Raw genomic sequence first — 15,433 nt, 5'->3', positions numbered from 1 at the left:
ATAACGAGATACTCACGGGTTCTCGGCCAGAAATCGCCGGAGCATCTCCTCGGCCTGCGGCGAACCTGGCCTGAGGTGCTCGTGTGCTTCGCCCAGCTTGTGATTCGCCTCGAGCCACTTCATGAATTCGCGACGCCGGTCCGCGTCGGGCAGCTTCTTCCTCAACCACCCGGAGTCCTCGAGCTCGACCTTGTTGCCGTCACTGATGCGTTGCCGCTTCGGTAACTGGTTGCGGGGATCATCACCGTATTCGTCCTCGTACCAATCCTTGTCGCGGTCCTTACCAGACATCGCCGAAGCAGTTCCGGATCCGATCGCACCACCGAACTTGGGTTTGCCGGCGGCCGCTGCTGCTGCCGCCTCTCCACTTGTCATCGTTCCGCCACCCGCGAGCGCGAATGCCGCGTTGCCGCCCATATCGATCGAGTTGCCGATCTTCACCGCCGTCGCGAAGTTTCCCTTGACACCGATGTAGGCGGCCGCCGCCATCGCGATGCTGACCAGCATCCGAAGGAACTCCTTGCTGGCTTCCATGATCTGTTTCGCGTCGCCCTTCGCCGTCCACGCAAGATTGAGCCACTGGGAGGCGTGTTTCAGCGCGCCCACCACCGCCTGCACCATCCCGGCGGCGCCGAAGGCGGCGAGAACGAGCTGGATGAGAGCCGCTGCGATCTGGCCGACCCCCGTCGGTGAGGCGGCCAGCAACGCCGAGGCAGCCTCCGCAGTGAGGAAGGCGATGACGATGCCGATGATCTCCGCCTTGTGCTCGCGGATCACTTCCGCGAACTCACCGGCCACGTCGTCGAGGTAGTCGGGTGAATCAGTGACGCTCTGGAAGATGTCCTCGATGTGCTGCACGAAGCGCTTGACCTTCGCGTACATCCCGTTCGAGAAGGATCCGTCCGGGACGACCTGCTCCAGCGCCCGTGCGTAGGTCGGACTGATCAGCCAGATCCGCCGTCCGGCCTCGAGCTGAACGTTGTTCGCGCCACCACCCAAGAGCCCCGGATCCTGATAGTCGCCCCGGACCCCCGCTCGGCCGGCCTGGCGATTGACGTAGAGGAGGACGTTCTCGTAGTAGCGGAGATCGTGACCATCACGGACCGCCTGTTTGAACTCCTGTACGGCGAGCCCTTCGGCGGTGTCCCCGGGTTTGATCTGATAGAGCTTGGCGAGCGGCTCTGGCGGTGAGATGTTGACGCGGAAACCTTGCACGTAGCCGCGGACCAGCGTCTCGCCGAGGAATGCGGTCACGTACCACCACTCGGGCGCCTCCGGATGGGTGCCGGATACGAAGACTCGGGTGGCTGGTGGCATCGGCGCGTCAGTCAGGGCCAGGCCGCCGGATTCGGCTGGTCCGGTACGGATGTTGGACCCATCGTCGTTGTCGATGAAGCCGGTCTTGTTGATCGAGGGCTTGGGCTTGGCAGTCGGCGCAGTCTTCGCTTCCTGTGCGACGCGTTGGGCCACCGCCCGGTTGCCGATCAATGGCTGGAGATCCAGCGCCCGACGCGGTCCCCATGGCGCGACGGTCGCGCCCTGCTCGTACCGGGTCACAGGGGTCGGAACGCGGATGGGTCGACGCGATCTGTCCGGGGCCCTGTCCCACCAGTCCATCCGCGCACACTAGAGCGAGCCGCGGCTATTGGCCCCCACCTTCGGCGCAGAGATGGGTGAGCCGATCCTCGCCCGATCGGGCAATCGATCGGTGAGCACTGCCTGGCTACGGTCAGCCGGGCAGCTTGGTCCACTGCGCGTTCAGGCGCTGATGAAGCAGGTGGTCCTGCCAACAGCCGGCGATGCGCAGGTACCGCGGAGCCAGACCGATTCGAGTGAAGTCGTTGTGGGCCAGGACCCGCTGGGAAGCGACGTTGTGGACGAGAGTGTCGGCCTGAAGGCGATGCAGCTGAAGCTCGCCGAATGCCCTGCGGACCGCTTCGGCGACCGCTGCCGTGGCCACCCCTCGACCGTTGATCGCTTGGTCGACCCAGTAGCCCAGATGCGCGGACTGGAACGCACCACGGACGATGTTGTTGATGTTGAGCCGCCCGACGGTCTGGCCGTCGGCATGGATGACGTACGGGACGACCAGGCCTTGATCGTGTCGCGCGAGGGCCTGTTCGAGCTCTGCGCGCTGTCCCTTCTCCGTGAACCAGGCATCGTCCCGAACTGGGTCCCACCGTGCGAGGAAGGCTCGGTTGGTCCGGAGCAGGCTGGCGACGGCAACAGCATCGTCCGACGAACCAGCCGCAACTCGACATCCACGCCGGCCGACAATACCTGGCCTGGTGGCAGGTGTTGGATTCGAACCAACGGGGTGCGGATTTCGCCGCCCCGACGGGTTCTTGTAGGCAGCTGGATGCGAGACCTCTATCCTCCTGTGTTGCGCCCCCTGGCGGCATAATGAGGCAGACCTACACCGGGGGCGGTTCGACATGTATTCGATGTGCTACCAGTGTGTCTCGGGGACCGGCTCGGGCACTGCAACGCGAGGGATCGGTGTATGCCAGCTCTGCAACTGCATCAGTTGCCCCGAGCACGGCGGTCTTCACCGCCAGCAGCCGCGGTTCATCTGTAGTCGCTGTCTTCCTGGGATTCTGACACGAAGCGCCGGTGGTGGCGGACCTCGGGGGCCTGGCAGCGGTGGAGGGCGTGGACCCGGGAATGGACCCAATGTTGGGGATGGCCCCGGTGTCAAAGCTGAGCCCGAGTTTGAGAGCAGCCTGGATTTTGAGTCCCAGATGCCGCACGTGGGTCAAGCTTCGATCGGGCACCGCGGGGAGGTTGATCTTGAAACGGTTCGGCGTGCGGTTCGGCGACTCTTCGACCTCGTGAACGACTCCGAGGGAGCGAGGGGGAAGTTTCTCGGTCGGATCTCAGAAGAGGTAGGCGAGCCGGTCCGTGATGACGTCTTCCGTCAGATCCGGCAGCGCGAAAATGCGAATCGCTATTGGGATGGGCTCGGTGGGGTCGATGGGGCGGCTCGTGCTGAGACCGAAGCGATCGTTCAACGGTTTGGTCATTGGCTGGAAGATCAACTTGAACCTTGGCTCGCGAGCATCTACCCGGTCCTCGATGCCGACGTATGGGTGGGTGATCGGGACCAATCAGGTGGCGCAGTGGACACCCTTCTCCTAGCAGACGCGCTCGGCTTGCATGCATACAGCTGGAACATGCATGTAGAGGAGACTCCGTTCCGACGTCTCGACGTGGTGGCCGGCGCTGACGCCTCGCTGGTGGTCTTGGGAGAGACCTATAGCCAATCCGTCCCGGCAGTCGCCTGAACCTATGCGATGGATCTCGGCGGAGGCCTTTCCAAATCCGGTACTCGGTCGCGACGGTCAACTGGGCTATTCGCGGGCAGGACGCCGAGGTCAGCCGGACCTCTTTCCCTTCGTCCTCGTGCGACCCCGCGGTTCGAAGGCACGCCCCCTTGTCCTGCGAACCTTCTCCCGGGCGGGAGAAGACCAGGACATGGTCCTGAGCATGAAAGACTTTGCCGCAGTCGCGGATGGAAACAGTGGGATCGAGGGCATCGGCATAGAGCTCGCCGAAGCTGGCCCATTCCGCCGGATTTGGTACAGGCCAGGAATCAAGACAGCCGCCCTCGTCGCTGTCACCACATGGCTCGCAACTATCGCTTCGGGAGTGTTCGCGCTGATGCGCTTTCTCGTTGACGCGACAACGCAGAAACCGAACCCTGTCGCCAAGTCCCTGTTGATCACCGCGGTCGCAGTCCTCGGGCTGGTGGCATTGTCATCCTCAGCCAAACTGATCGCAGATCTCAAGGCGGCGCGACGATGATTCTGCAAGGTCGGGCATGCGCCTGAGTCACATTCCAGCTGGATGTGTGGATCGTCACTCGGTGGCGCGCATATCGCCGCATTGGGCGTCCAGAAATGGGCCGGGGTCAGACTTCGGTTCCCGAGCCCCTCAGTACGCGTAGAGAGCTTTGATCAATCCAAGCAGCGCCTCACCTGCCGGGACAGTTCAGCTTGCTGTCGTCGCCGCCTGGGTAGGGGTCGTCATCGCCGTCTGCGTCCTTGTGGTCCGGACCGTCGGATTGCTTGGTTCCGTGGTCGGTGAAGTCGTCGTAATCGTCCTCGCGCTTCTGCAGGCCATCGGTGAAGTCCTTGGCATCTTGGGAAATCTTGTCGCGAAGATCATTTACGGCGTCCTGACGCGTCGAGCCTGTTCCGGTCAGGGAGGTGTTGCCATCTCCGTCGCCCCAGCTGTCGGCGAAGTCTTTGGCAATCTCCAGGTGCCCGTTCTCGTGGTCCTCCAGGCCACCGGTCGCCGCATCGACGGCGTCGTGGTCGTCGGATGTCATGCCGGGCCAATAGGGCTGATCGACGACGACCGAAGATCCTCGCTGGTTGAGGGTCCGGTGAACCGTGGTACTGGCAGTCCAGGTTCCGTCATCGTTCTTCTTCACCTGACTGTGGGAGGTTGTCGCGGAGACATCCCAATTCGCCTCACCCCAGTGAACACCGTTTGCGGCATCTTCCTGCATCTGCCGTCCGGCATCCTCGCAGTTCTTGAACTTCCGACGCTTCTTCTTGGTCTTCCAACCGTGCTTGTGACCGGTCGCCGGCATCTGGTTGCCCCATTCTCTCCAAGGTCAGTAACCCTGCAGCCCAAGCCAGGGGCCGCAGGTAACGACATAAGGTTTAGCGTCGACTTGGGCCACGTACCAGAGCACAACGTCGCTGTTCTGAAGGCTTTCGTCGCCGACATACACCACAGGAACACTCCCGGCGGTTCCCGGAGCGCCAGGCTGGATCACCCCCAGAGCACCGAAGCTCTCCTCCGGCCGATAGCGCACCGCCCAACACCGGTCATGGGCGGGATCGGTCGCGCGGAGCAGCACCCGGCGTCCTGCTGCCCGGTCGACCACGGACCAGTCCCACCGACTTCTCGGAGCGTGCAGCAACTCCCCTTCAGTGGTCTGGGCACTCCACGTGCCGGCAGCGGGCGGCCCGAACCAGGCGTCGACCGAGTCACGCAGACCGCTGCCACAGTCGATATCGAGGCGGAACGGCACGAAGTAGGTGTGGCCGCCCGAATGCTCCTCGCCTGGACCGTGGACGACCATCCGGCAACCGAACTGACCATCGCCGAAGAACCTCCAGATGTGCTCGTAAAGGTAGTCCGGCCCCGCGGCGTCGTAGCGCACCGCGATGTCGAAGCCGTCAACGGTCGCGCGCACCTCGGGCACCGCAGTCGTCGTGCCGAGATGGTCGGTGAAGGCGCCAATGCCCAGACCGATGTAATCCACATAGACGAAAGGGGTCGACGCGGACTGAAGGACCCGCTGATCATGAAACCGAACGTCCCGGAGAACCATGCCCCCGCGGGCGGTCAAGCGAACATCCACCGACCATCCGGCCTGCTCGACCCGCTGCGTTCGGACCCTCATCGATCTCCATTCGACCGATCGGTCCACCCCATCACGGCACCGGCCAGAAGGTCGACGATCACATAAGCACGATGCTCATCGTCTGGTCGCAAGAAGACCACGGCGCGCCGGCCGAGGTCGGCAGCGCTGACCGCGAGCCGTGCCAACGCATGGGCCTCGCGGCCGTCCAAGAAGGCCTGTGACCTTGGGTCCCGAATCGCAATCTGCGCTGCCGTTCGTCGCTCAAGGTCAGTCAGCTGAGTATGGCCACGCACCGGGGTCACAGTGGCGTCACCCGACTCGTCGTCAACAACAACCGAACGCGTCACCCCGGCCGAATCAAGAGTACTGATCATGAACCGCCGAGCGCTCCGGGTGTCGTCGACCGGCTCAACGTGAGCACTGCCCGCCGACATCCGCACTCCAAGCGCCTCACCAGCTCGTCGGACCAGCTCTTCACGCCGCACAGAGGCCTCCTCGCCGTAGGCACGAACCTTACTCTGGCTGCCTCGGATCAGGCACAATGTCAACGGCTGCTCGCTGGCAACGACATCAGCATCGAGGAGCGGGCCCGATCCTAGACATCCACGACGGTCCCGACCCAGAGTCGTCACCGGTCCCTCGCCGTCCCATTGAATCGGCACCGCCGTCTTGGGTGTAGCGCCGCTGAACACGTCTGCGAATACGTCAAGAGTCGTACCCACGGCGTCCACGAGATCGGCCTGAACGCGTCCGGACAGGGGCGAACGGTCCCGAACCGGCGTTCCACCCGGTCCGGGACCGGTTTCACGACGTGTGGCAGGTGTTGGATTCGAACCAACGTAGGCTGAGCCGACGGTTTTACAGACCGCTCCCTTTGGCCACTCGGGCAACCTGCCGCGCTGTCACCTCAGTGGCAGCGAGAGGAAACGATAGCAACACCGCAGCCTCCAACGCGAACCGGGAATAATCTGATCCAACCCACCCGCGGCGACGCTGCAGACCAAGGAGAAGAGATGGCCTCGGAGAGCTCGTTCGACATCGTCAGCAAGGTCGACCGGCAGGAGGTCGACAACGCGGTCAACCAGGCTGCCAAGGAGGTTCGTCAGCGGTTCGACTTCAAGAACACCGATGCTTCGATCAGCTGGTCGGGAGAGGTCATCGAGATGGAGGCCAACACCGAGGAGCGGGTCAAGGCCGTGCTGGACGTGTTCCAGTCCAAGCTGATTCGGCGCGGAGTGAGCCTGAAGGCGCTCGACACCGGCGAGCCCCGGATCTCGGGCAAGGTCGCCCGGATCACCGCCTCGATCAAGGAAGGCATCAGCTCCGAGAACGCCAAGAAGATCTCCAAACTCATCCGCGACGACGGCCCCAAGGGCGTCAAGGCCCAGATCCAGGGCGACGAGCTACGGGTCAGCAGCAAGAGCCGGGACGCACTGCAGACGGTCCAGTCGTTGATCAAGGAACAGGACTACGACTTCGCGGTGCAGTTCAGCAACTACCGCTGAGCCCGGTTCCCGCCGAGCCGACTAATCTCCGACGCCGGCACCGACGCGTTCCGGTGTCTCATCACCCTGCCCGCGTGCCTTCTGCTGGTCCCGCATGTCCTCGATGACGTCCGGCCGCCCGATCAGGTAGTTGGCACCGGACGAGACGCCCCAGAAATAGATCGCGAATGCCACGGCGGCAACCACCACGGAGTCCCACGGCGAGGGGATCAGGTTCTTGCCGCCGAAACTGCCGATGTAGGACAACACGTACATCGCGATCAGGTAGACGACCAGCCACCAACCCCCGGTCAACTCGCGGACACCGTGGTGCTGCAGGAAGTACGTGACGACGTACCAGATCACACCGGCGACGACGATCGGAATGGTGAGCCGCAACTCCGACCAGGTCACCCAGTAGATCACCAGCGCGCTGATCACGAAGGCCAGCGGCGCCACGGCGCCCATCCCGGGCAACCCGCTGCCCTTGACGGCCAACCCAGCGCGCCGGAAGGCCAACAGCGAGATCGAGCCGATCGAGAAGGTGAACGCGATCAAGGTGCCGGTCACGCCGATGATGGCGTGCCAGCTGGGCAGCGGCAGCAGGAACAGGATGCCGAGCAGGAAGTTGAAGATCAGACCACGTCGCGGCACGCCCCACCGCTGGTTCACCTTCTCCAACCAGGTCGGGAAGAAACCGTTCTTGGAGAGTCCGAACACATTGCGGGCATTGGCCGCCGTGAAGACGATGCCGGATCCCGACGGCGACACCATGGAATCGGCGATCAGGATCCAGTAGAGCCACATGAACCCGACCAGCTTCGCGAGTTCGGCGAACGGCGAGTCGAAGTTGATCCCGCTCCAGCCGTGACCGAGCAGGTGCTGCGGCACCCCGAACAGGAACGCGATCTGGAGTGCCAGGTAGAGCACGATCGTGGCCAGGATCGTCGTGATCAAGGACGCGGGGATGTTGCGACGCGGGTTACGGACCTCACCGGACAGTTCGATGATGTTGCGGAAACCGGTGTAGGCGAAGACCATACCCGCGGTGGCGATGGTGCCCAGTGCGGCACCGAAGCCGTACGGCGCGAACCCGCCGCCTGCCGCGATGTTGCTCGGCCCTCCGGCCCCACCACGGTGGTCGAAGCCGCTGATCAACAACGAGATGATGCACAACGTGGGGATGAAGACCTTGACCGCGGTGACGATGTTGTTGCTGCGTGCGAAGAGTTGCACGCCGAAGTAGTTGATCACAACGAAGACTGCCATCAACGCGATGGCAGCCAGGATACCGATGAAGGTCAGTTGATCATCCTGGAAGAGCGCCGGGATGTAGGAGCTGGCGTACTGCACGACGCCCGCGGCCTCGGTCGGCGGATTGCCGACGTAGGTGACCCACATGCACCAGCCGACGATGCCGGCGGCCATCCGGCCATTGGAATAGAGCGGATACCGGACCAGGCCACCGGACTCCGGATGGACCATGCCCAGCTCGGCGAAGACCAAGGCTACGGCCAACATCAACGCCCCACCGATCACCCAGGCCACCAGCGACGCCGGCCCGGCACCCTGGGCCGCGTACATTGCCGAGAACAGCCATCCGGAGCCGATCACGCTGCCGATCCCGGTGGCGACCAGCGACCAGTAACCAAGAGACTGCTTGAGGTTCAGGTCCTCGCGGCGGGCGGGCGTCGTGGTTGCCATGCGGTGTCTCCTTACGTCAACATCGCCCGCTTTACCCAGCCCGATGGAGGATTGAAACGCTTCTCGGGAACAGTTTCAATCCGGAAGGCCCGTGATCGCCGAACGCCTCAGTCCGGAACGTTCGCCAGATCCGCCAGCCAGGTCGTGCCCTTGGCGTCTGACGGCATCCGCCAGTCGCCCCGCGGCGACAAGGTGCCGCCGTAGCTCACCTTCGGTCCGTTCGGAATGGCCGACCGTTTGAACTGATTGGCGAAGAAACGCTTGATGAAGACCTCGAGCCAGCCCTTGATCGTCGACAGGTCGTACGCCGTCCGCTTGGCCGGCGGGAACTCCGGCGGCCACGCCCCGGCGTCGATGTCCCGCCAGGCGTGCCAGGCCAGGAAGGCGATCCGGCTCGGCGTGAATCCGTACCGCAGCACGTTGAACAGCGTGAAGTCCTGCAGGGCGTACGGTCCGACGGAGTCCTCGGTGCTCTGCGGCCGCTCGTCCTCGCGGGCCGGCACGAGCTCGGGCGAGATCTCCTGTTCGAGGATCCGCTGCAACACCTTGTCGGTCTCGGGTTCGAACTGCTCGGTGCTGATCACCCAGCGGATCAGGTGCTGGATCAGGGTTTTCGGCACCCCGGTGTTGATCGCGTAATGCGACATTTGATCACCGACACCGTAGGTCGCCCAACCCAGCGCCAGCTCAGAGAGATCACCGGTGCCGAGCACGATGCCGCCGCGTTGGTTGGCCAGCCGGAACAGGTAGTCGTATCGCATCCCGGCCTGGACATTCTCGAAGGTCACGTCGTAGACCGGCTCACCACGGCCGAACGGATGCCCCATGTCCCGCAACATCTGGGTCGCCGCCGGCCGGATGTCGACAGTCTCATAGGTCGCCCCGATCGCCTCCATCAGCGCCACCGCGTTGGACCGGGTGGCGTCGCTGGTGGCGAACCCCGGCATGGTGAAGGCCAGGATGTCGCTGCGCGGCCGGCCGAGCCGGTCCATCGCATTCGCGGCAACGATCAACGCGTGGGTGGAGTCGAGCCCACCGGAGACGCCGATCACGATCTTGGGCTTACCGATCGCCCGCATCCGCTGCTCCAGCCCGGAGACCTGGATGTTGTACGCCTCGTAGCAGTCCAGCGCCAACCGCTCCGGATCGTCCGGCACGAACGGGAACCGGCTGACCACCCGGCGAAGTCCAAGATCACCGGCGGGCGCAGCAAGCTCGAAGTCGATCACCCGGAACTGCTGGTCGCCGCGGCGGCGGGCGACCGAGCGGGCGTTGTCGTCGAACGTGCCCATCCTGACCCGATCCATCCGGATCCGGTCAAGATCGACATCGGCGACCGTCCGGCGTGCGTCCTCGGGGAAGCGGTCGCCCTCGGCCAGCAACTCGCCCATCTCGTAGATCATCGTCTGCCCGTCCCAGGACAGATCCGTCGAGGACTCCCCCTGCCCGGCCGCCGCATACAGGTAGGCGGACAGGCAGCGGGCCGACGCCGACCGGACCAGCAGCCGCCGGTCCTCGGCCCGGCCGACCGTGATCGGGCTGCCGGAGATGTTGGCCAGGACGGTTGCCCCGGCGAGCGCGGCCTCGGCGCTCGGCGGCACCGGTATCCACATGTCCTCACAGACCTCGACATGCAGCACCAGCCCCCGAACGTCGCTGGCAGCGAACAGCAGGTCGGAGCCGATCGGGACCTGATGATCGCCGATGGTGATCATTCCGGTGATGCCGTCGCCGGAACCGAACCAACGCCGGTCGTAGAACTCCCGGTAGGTCGGCAGATAGACCTTCGGCACGACGCCCAACACCCGGCCGCGATGGATCACGACGGCCGTGTTCAGCACCCGATGCCCGTACACCAGCGGCGCGCCGACGACGAGCACCGGCATCAGGTCCTTCGATGCACTCGCCAACTCCACGATCGACTGCTCGACCTGGCGCAGCAGCGCATCCTGCAGGAAGAGATCATCGGTCGCATAGCCGGTCAGGCACAGCTCGGGAAAGATCGCCACCGCGACCGATTCCTCGTGACACGCCATCGCTTGGTCCCAGACGACGGCCGCATTGGCCGCCGGGTCCGCGATGGCGACCGGCACCGTACACGCGGCGACCCGGGCGAAGCCCTGGGCGTACGCGTTGGAGAAGTCCACGATCCGAGTCTAGATGGACCCCGCCTACGACCCCCGTTGCGCCCGGATCGGACCAGGGGCGGAGCCGCCGCCGGTGCCGGTGGGGCCGCGGCCGGATGTGTGCCCGGTCACCGTCGTCGAGGCTGGTGACCATGATCCTCAGCGCTCGCAATCTCGTCATGACGTACGGCGCCGGCGACGCCGCCGCCCACGCCCTGGCCGGAGTCAATCTCGACGTCGAACCCGGTTCCTTGGCGATCATGGGACCGTCCGGTTCCGGCAAGACGACCCTGTTGCACTGTCTGGCCGGTATCCAGCGCCCGACCGGCGGATCGGTACGCCTCCGCGGCGCAGACCTCGGGACGATGTCGGACAGGGAACGGACGGCACTACGGAGACGGGACTTCGGCTTCGTGTTCCAGTCCGGCCAACTCGTCGCCGAACTGCCGGCCAACGAGAACGTCGCCCTTCCGCTGATGCTGGACGGTATGGCGCACCGCGCCGCCATCGGCCGCGCAGATCACTGCCTGACGCTGGTGGGGCTCGCCGGTCTGGAGAGCCGTCGGCCGGGACAGCTCTCCGGTGGCCAGGCGCAACGCGTGGCGATCGCGCGGGCGCTGGTGGCCGAACCGGCGGTCGTCTTCGCCGACGAGCCGACCGGTGCCCTGGACCAGAACACCGGTCAGGAGATCATGCAGGTCCTGGCCGGGGCAACGTCCCGGGCGGCGCCGCACTCGTGGTCGTGACCCACGATCCCGGCATCGCCCGGCACTGCAACCGTACGGTGCTGATGCGGGACGGGCACATCGTCGCGGAGTACCACGCGCCGGTCACCGCGGAACCGACGGTGATGGCATGATCGCGCTCCGGCTGTGGTGGCTGCTGCTGCGTCGTCAGACCGACCAACGGTTGACGATCCTGCTCGCACTGGTCGCCTTCGGCGTCACGACCGGCGCGCTGCTCACCGTCCTCGGCGGGCTCGGCGCGTTCATCGGTCGCAGCACCGACGACAGCGGCGGGTTGTACGTTCTGCTCGCCCAGATCGCAACAGTGATTTTGATCATCCCGGTGATCACCCTCGGCGGCTCTGCCGCACGACTTTCGATCTCCCGGCGCGACGACCGGCTCGCCGCGCTCCGGCTGGCCGGCGCCACCAACGTCCAGGTGGGCGCGATAGCGGTCGCCGACGCGGCAGCTCAGGCGTTGGCCGGTGCGTTGCTGGGCGTCCTGCTCTACCTGATCGCCGTACCGGGTGTCGCCCTGATCACCTTCCAGGGCCGCCCGTTCGCATGGTCCGAACTCCTGGTCACTCCGGCCGTCCTGGCATTGACCATCGTCGGAGTCGTCGGGTTGGCCACCGTGTCGGCCTGTCTCACCCTGGCCCGGATCGCGGTCAGCCCACTCGGCGTGGCTCGGCGCAGTTCGCCCAAGCGGGTCAGTGCGATCCGGATCGGTGTTGCGCTGGTCGTGCTGCTGGCGTGGGCTCCGGTCACCAAGCTGCTCGGCTCCGACGCCGGACTGATCGTCGGCATGATCGTCTTCGGCCTGTGCTTCGCCGTGCTGAACCTGATCGGGCCGTTCGTTCTCGGCCTGATCGGCAGGCTCGGTGTCAGTCGCGCCAACACCGTGCCCAAGTTGCTCGCCGCCCGGCGGTTGACCGAGGATCCCCGGTCGGCCTGGCGTCCGGTCGCCGGCGTGACGCTGGCCACCTTCATCGCCGGTGTGCTGAGCATCGGCCCGGCGATCGCCGCGAACCAGCCGAGCGGTACCGACCCGGCGGTGGCCTACCTGCCCGCGGACATGATGACCGGATCCCTGGTCACCCTGGTGATCGCGGCACTGCTGGCGGCCGTCTCGGTGGGCGTCAACCAGGCGGCGCGGGTCTACGATCTCCGTGACCAGTATCAGATGCTGCACCTGATCGGCACCGACGTACCGGTCCTCAAACAGGCCCGGCTCCGCGAGACGGCACTGCCGCTGATCGCCTCGGTGGCGATCGCCGCGATCATCTCGCTGATCATGGTGGCCCCGTTCGGAATCATGCTGATCGGCCAGGCTCCGGGCGGCATCGCCACCTTCGCCGGCGGCATCGTCGTGTCGCTCGCCCTCGTGCTGGTGGCCGTCCAGCTCAGCCAACCTCTGGTGGAGCGGGTGCTTGCCTCGGGCAGAATGCCCGGTGATGAATGACGCCGGGAAGCCCGGGGCGGATCTGCGGGTCGCCTCCTTCAACGCCAACGGCCTCCGGGCCGCGGTCCGCCGAGGCTTCGACGGGTGGCTGAAGGATCGCGATCCCGACATCGTCGGGCTGCAGGAGGTGCGGGCCACGGTCGACCAACTCCCGCTCCTCGACGGCTACCACAGCAGCTATCACCCGGGTGCGCTCGCCGGGCGGAACGGCGTGGCCGTGCTGACCAAGGACGCACCGGTGGCCGTACGGCTCGGATTCGGCAATCAGCGCTTCGATCCGGAGGGCCGCTACCTCGAAGTCGATCTTGCACCGTCGCGCGGCCGGCCCGGCCTGACCATCGCGTCGCTCTACCTGCCCAAGGGAGACCGTCCGGTCGACGGTCCGAGTGCGGCGGCCAAGCATCGGCGCAAGATCGCCTTCATGCGCTCGCTGCGGGCCCACCTCGGGCGAGCCCGACGGGCGGCCCGAGCAGCGGACCGGGAGTTCCTGATCATGGGAGATTTCAACATCGCCCACACCGCGCTCGATCTGCGGAACGCCTCCGCCAACCAACGCAATTCGGGATTCCTGCCCGACGAACGGGAGTGGTTCACCTCGATCCTCGGGCCGCGGACGCTGGTCGACGTGGTGCGCCGGCTGCACGGCGAGCAGAACGGCCCCTACAGCTGGTGGACCTGGCGCGGCCGGGCGTTCGACCAGGACACCGGCTGGCGGATCGACTATCAGCTGGCCACTCCCGAACTGGCTCGTGCAGCGGTCGTCGGCGGCACCGATCGCGAGCCGAGCTACCAGGCACGAATGAGTGATCACTCACCGGTCGTCGTCGACTACCGCCTTTGAACCGAGCCTGCTCTGAACCGGAGCTTGATGCGCGATTCTGCACGATTCGACCCGGGCCGCACACGAAACGACAACCGCCCGATAGGCTCAGCGCATGCCACAGCTCGATCTGCTACCCCGCCCGAAGTCCGTCACCGCCGGCGACGGCACCTTCACCCTGCCCAGCGACCTCGCAGTCTCCGGACCGGCCGAATGGGCGGCGATCGTCCGCCGCCTGATCACACCCGGAACCGGCCTCGACCTGTTGCCCGCCGAAGGCGGCGCGTTGAAGTTGATCAAGGATGACAGCCTGCCCGCCGAGGCGTACCGGCTGTCGGTGACCTCCGACGGCATCAGCATCACTGCAGCCGACGACCGCGGTGTGAACTGGGCGTCGCAGACGCTGCGTCAACTGCTGCCGATCGAGAACTTCGGTCCGGCTCCGATCAGCACCGACATCGCCGTCCCGCTGGTGGAGATCGAGGACGAGCCGCGGTTCGCCTGGCGCGGTGTGATGCTGGACACCGGCCGGCACTTCATGCCGTACGCCGACGTGATCGCCTTTCTCGACCTGCTGGCGATGCACAAGTACAACACCTTCCACCTGCACCTCACCGAGGACCAGGGCTGGCGCTTCGAGTCGAAGAAGTATCCGCAGCTGACCCAGCACGCCACCTGGCGCACCGAGACCAAGAACCCGTACTGGGAGTCCGGCGACGGAACTCCGCACGGCGGCTACTACAGCCAGGACCAGTTGCGGGCGATCGTCGCGTACGCGGCCCGGCGGGGCATCAACGTGGTCCCGGAGATCGAGTTCCCCGGCCACGTGCGGGCGATGTTGGCGGCCTTCCCGGACCTCGGCAACCATCCCGACCGGGCACCCGGAGCGGCGACCACCTGGGGGGTGTTCCCCGAGGTGCTGAACATGACCGACGCCTCGCTGCAGTTCGCCTTCGACATCTGGGAAGAGGTCCTGGACATCTTTCCCAGCAAGTACATCCACGTCGGCGGTGACGAGTGCCCGCGCGACGAGTGGCGTGAGTCGGAGGCGGCCAAGCAGCTCGCCGCCGAACGCGGGCTGCCCGATGTCGATCATCTGCAGCGCTGGTTCACCGAGAAGCTGCGCGACTGGCTGGCCGAGCGTGGTCGGCAGTTGGTCGGCTGGGACGAGATCAACGACGAGGGCATCCTCGAGGGCGCCGTGACGATGGCCTGGCGCGACGAGAAGTACGGCGTGACCGCGGCGAAGGCTGGCGGCCAGGTGATCATGTCCCCGGTCAGCAAGACCTACTTCGACTATTACCCCGGCGCCGGCGATGATGAGCCGTACAGCATCGGAAACCTGATCACCACCGAGCGCGCCTACAGCCTGGAACCGATCGACGGCATCCCGAGCGAACTCCATGATCGGATTCTCGGCACGCAATGCCAGGTGTGGACCGAATACATGCCGTCCACCCGGCGCGTGCAGTACATGCTCTATCCCCGGGCATGCGCACACAGCGAGGTCGCCTGGTCCGATCCGGAGGGACGCAGCTGGGAGGAGTTCTCCGGCCGTCTGGAAGGACATCTGGCGCGGCTGGACGCCCTCGGCATCAACTATCGTCCGGAGTCGGGTCCGCTGCCGTGGCAGCAGGGCGGCACCGGCGCCTGGCAGCGGCCCGAGCAGCACCGCAACACGACGCCGCGCGGCTGACCCCGCCGGCCGTCCACGTCCCGGGGCGAAGGAGAG

Annotated in this window: 14 protein-coding genes and 1 tRNA gene; 7 read left to right on the top strand and 8 right to left on the bottom strand. The window is 65.7% G+C overall.

The annotated features are described in order from the left end of the window. Positions 1-12: 12 nt before the first annotated feature. Both GJV80_RS21050 and GJV80_RS21045 read right to left on the bottom strand, forming a co-directional pair. Positions 13-1,617 (bottom strand): hypothetical protein, encoded by a 1,605-nt coding sequence (locus tag GJV80_RS21050; RefSeq protein ID WP_154689569.1) that lies wholly within the window; start codon positions 1,615-1,617, stop codon positions 13-15. Positions 1,618-1,729: 112 nt separating this feature from the next. Further along, a complete protein-coding gene (locus GJV80_RS21045) occupies positions 1,730-2,437 on the bottom strand; it encodes a GNAT family N-acetyltransferase (protein ID WP_154689568.1) in 708 nt (235 codons plus the stop codon). Positions 2,438-2,831: 394 nt separating this feature from the next. Here GJV80_RS21045 and GJV80_RS21040 point away from each other — a divergent pair, with 394 nt between their 5' ends. Then, positions 2,832-3,284, top strand: coding sequence for a hypothetical protein (locus GJV80_RS21040; RefSeq protein WP_154689567.1), 453 nt, complete (start codon positions 2,832-2,834; stop codon positions 3,282-3,284). Positions 3,285-3,486: 202 nt separating this feature from the next. Next, positions 3,487-3,804 carry a hypothetical protein gene (locus GJV80_RS21035; protein WP_195909048.1) on the top strand — a complete coding sequence of 106 codons (318 nt, stop codon included), beginning with the start codon at positions 3,487-3,489 and terminating at the stop codon, positions 3,802-3,804. A 169-nt stretch (positions 3,805-3,973) separates the two neighbouring features. Here the strand turns inward: GJV80_RS21035 and GJV80_RS21030 are convergent, their stop codons facing one another. From GJV80_RS21030 to GJV80_RS21015, 4 genes are all read right to left on the bottom strand, one after another. Further along, positions 3,974-4,597 (bottom strand): DUF922 domain-containing protein, encoded by a 624-nt coding sequence (locus GJV80_RS21030; protein WP_154689565.1) that lies wholly within the window; start codon positions 4,595-4,597, stop codon positions 3,974-3,976. Positions 4,598-4,621: 24 nt separating this feature from the next. Continuing rightward, positions 4,622-5,419 (bottom strand): hypothetical protein, encoded by a 798-nt coding sequence (locus GJV80_RS21025; protein WP_154689564.1) that lies wholly within the window; start codon positions 5,417-5,419, stop codon positions 4,622-4,624. Then, entirely contained in the window at positions 5,416-6,102 is a 687-nt protein-coding gene (locus tag GJV80_RS21020; protein ID WP_195909047.1) for a hypothetical protein, read from the bottom strand. The genes GJV80_RS21025 and GJV80_RS21020 overlap by 4 nt, the downstream gene beginning before the upstream one ends. 92 nt (positions 6,103-6,194) lie before the next feature. Further along, positions 6,195-6,276, bottom strand: a tRNA-Tyr gene (locus GJV80_RS21015). Positions 6,277-6,393: 117 nt separating this feature from the next. Here GJV80_RS21015 and GJV80_RS21010 point away from each other — a divergent pair. After that, a complete protein-coding gene (locus tag GJV80_RS21010; protein WP_154689562.1) occupies positions 6,394-6,885 on the top strand; it encodes a YajQ family cyclic di-GMP-binding protein in 492 nt (163 codons plus the stop codon). A gap of 21 nt (positions 6,886-6,906) precedes the next feature. Here GJV80_RS21010 and GJV80_RS21005 read toward each other — a convergent pair whose 3' ends face one another. Both GJV80_RS21005 and GJV80_RS21000 read right to left on the bottom strand, forming a co-directional pair. Further along, on the bottom strand, positions 6,907-8,568 hold the full coding sequence (locus tag GJV80_RS21005; protein ID WP_154689561.1) for an APC family permease: 1,662 nt from the start codon (positions 8,566-8,568) through the stop codon (positions 6,907-6,909). A gap of 107 nt (positions 8,569-8,675) precedes the next feature. Further along, positions 8,676-10,715, bottom strand: a complete 2,040-nt coding sequence (locus GJV80_RS21000; protein ID WP_154689560.1) for an NAD(+) synthase — start codon at positions 10,713-10,715, stop codon at positions 8,676-8,678. Positions 10,716-10,846: 131 nt separating this feature from the next. On the opposite strand from GJV80_RS21000, the gene GJV80_RS20995 reads away from it, so the two are divergent. The 4 genes from GJV80_RS20995 to GJV80_RS20980 all read left to right on the top strand — a co-directional run bounded on the left by GJV80_RS20995 (position 10,847) and on the right by GJV80_RS20980 (position 15,397). After that, positions 10,847-11,440 (top strand): ABC transporter ATP-binding protein, encoded by a 594-nt coding sequence (locus tag GJV80_RS20995; protein ID WP_230207911.1) that lies wholly within the window; start codon positions 10,847-10,849, stop codon positions 11,438-11,440. A 109-nt stretch (positions 11,441-11,549) separates the two neighbouring features. Then, the gene (locus GJV80_RS20990) at positions 11,550-12,881 is read left to right on the top strand and encodes a hypothetical protein (protein ID WP_154689559.1); all 1,332 of its coding nucleotides are present in this window, start codon (positions 11,550-11,552) and stop codon (positions 12,879-12,881) included. A 22-nt stretch (positions 12,882-12,903) separates the two neighbouring features. Beyond that, positions 12,904-13,722: an exodeoxyribonuclease III gene (locus GJV80_RS20985; RefSeq protein ID WP_154690429.1), complete on the top strand. Its 819-nt coding sequence runs from the start codon at positions 12,904-12,906 to the stop codon at positions 13,720-13,722. 94 nt (positions 13,723-13,816) lie between these two features. Beyond that, the gene (locus tag GJV80_RS20980; RefSeq protein WP_154689558.1) at positions 13,817-15,397 is read left to right on the top strand and encodes a beta-N-acetylhexosaminidase; all 1,581 of its coding nucleotides are present in this window, start codon (positions 13,817-13,819) and stop codon (positions 15,395-15,397) included. Positions 15,398-15,433: the final 36 nt, after the last annotated feature.

It is taken from the genome of Microlunatus sp. Gsoil 973, assembly GCF_009707365.1.
GTDB lineage: Bacteria > Actinomycetota > Actinomycetes > Propionibacteriales > Propionibacteriaceae > Microlunatus.
Note: the sequence above shows the minus strand (reverse complement) of the source record. Positions and strands in the feature narration are given on the sequence as shown.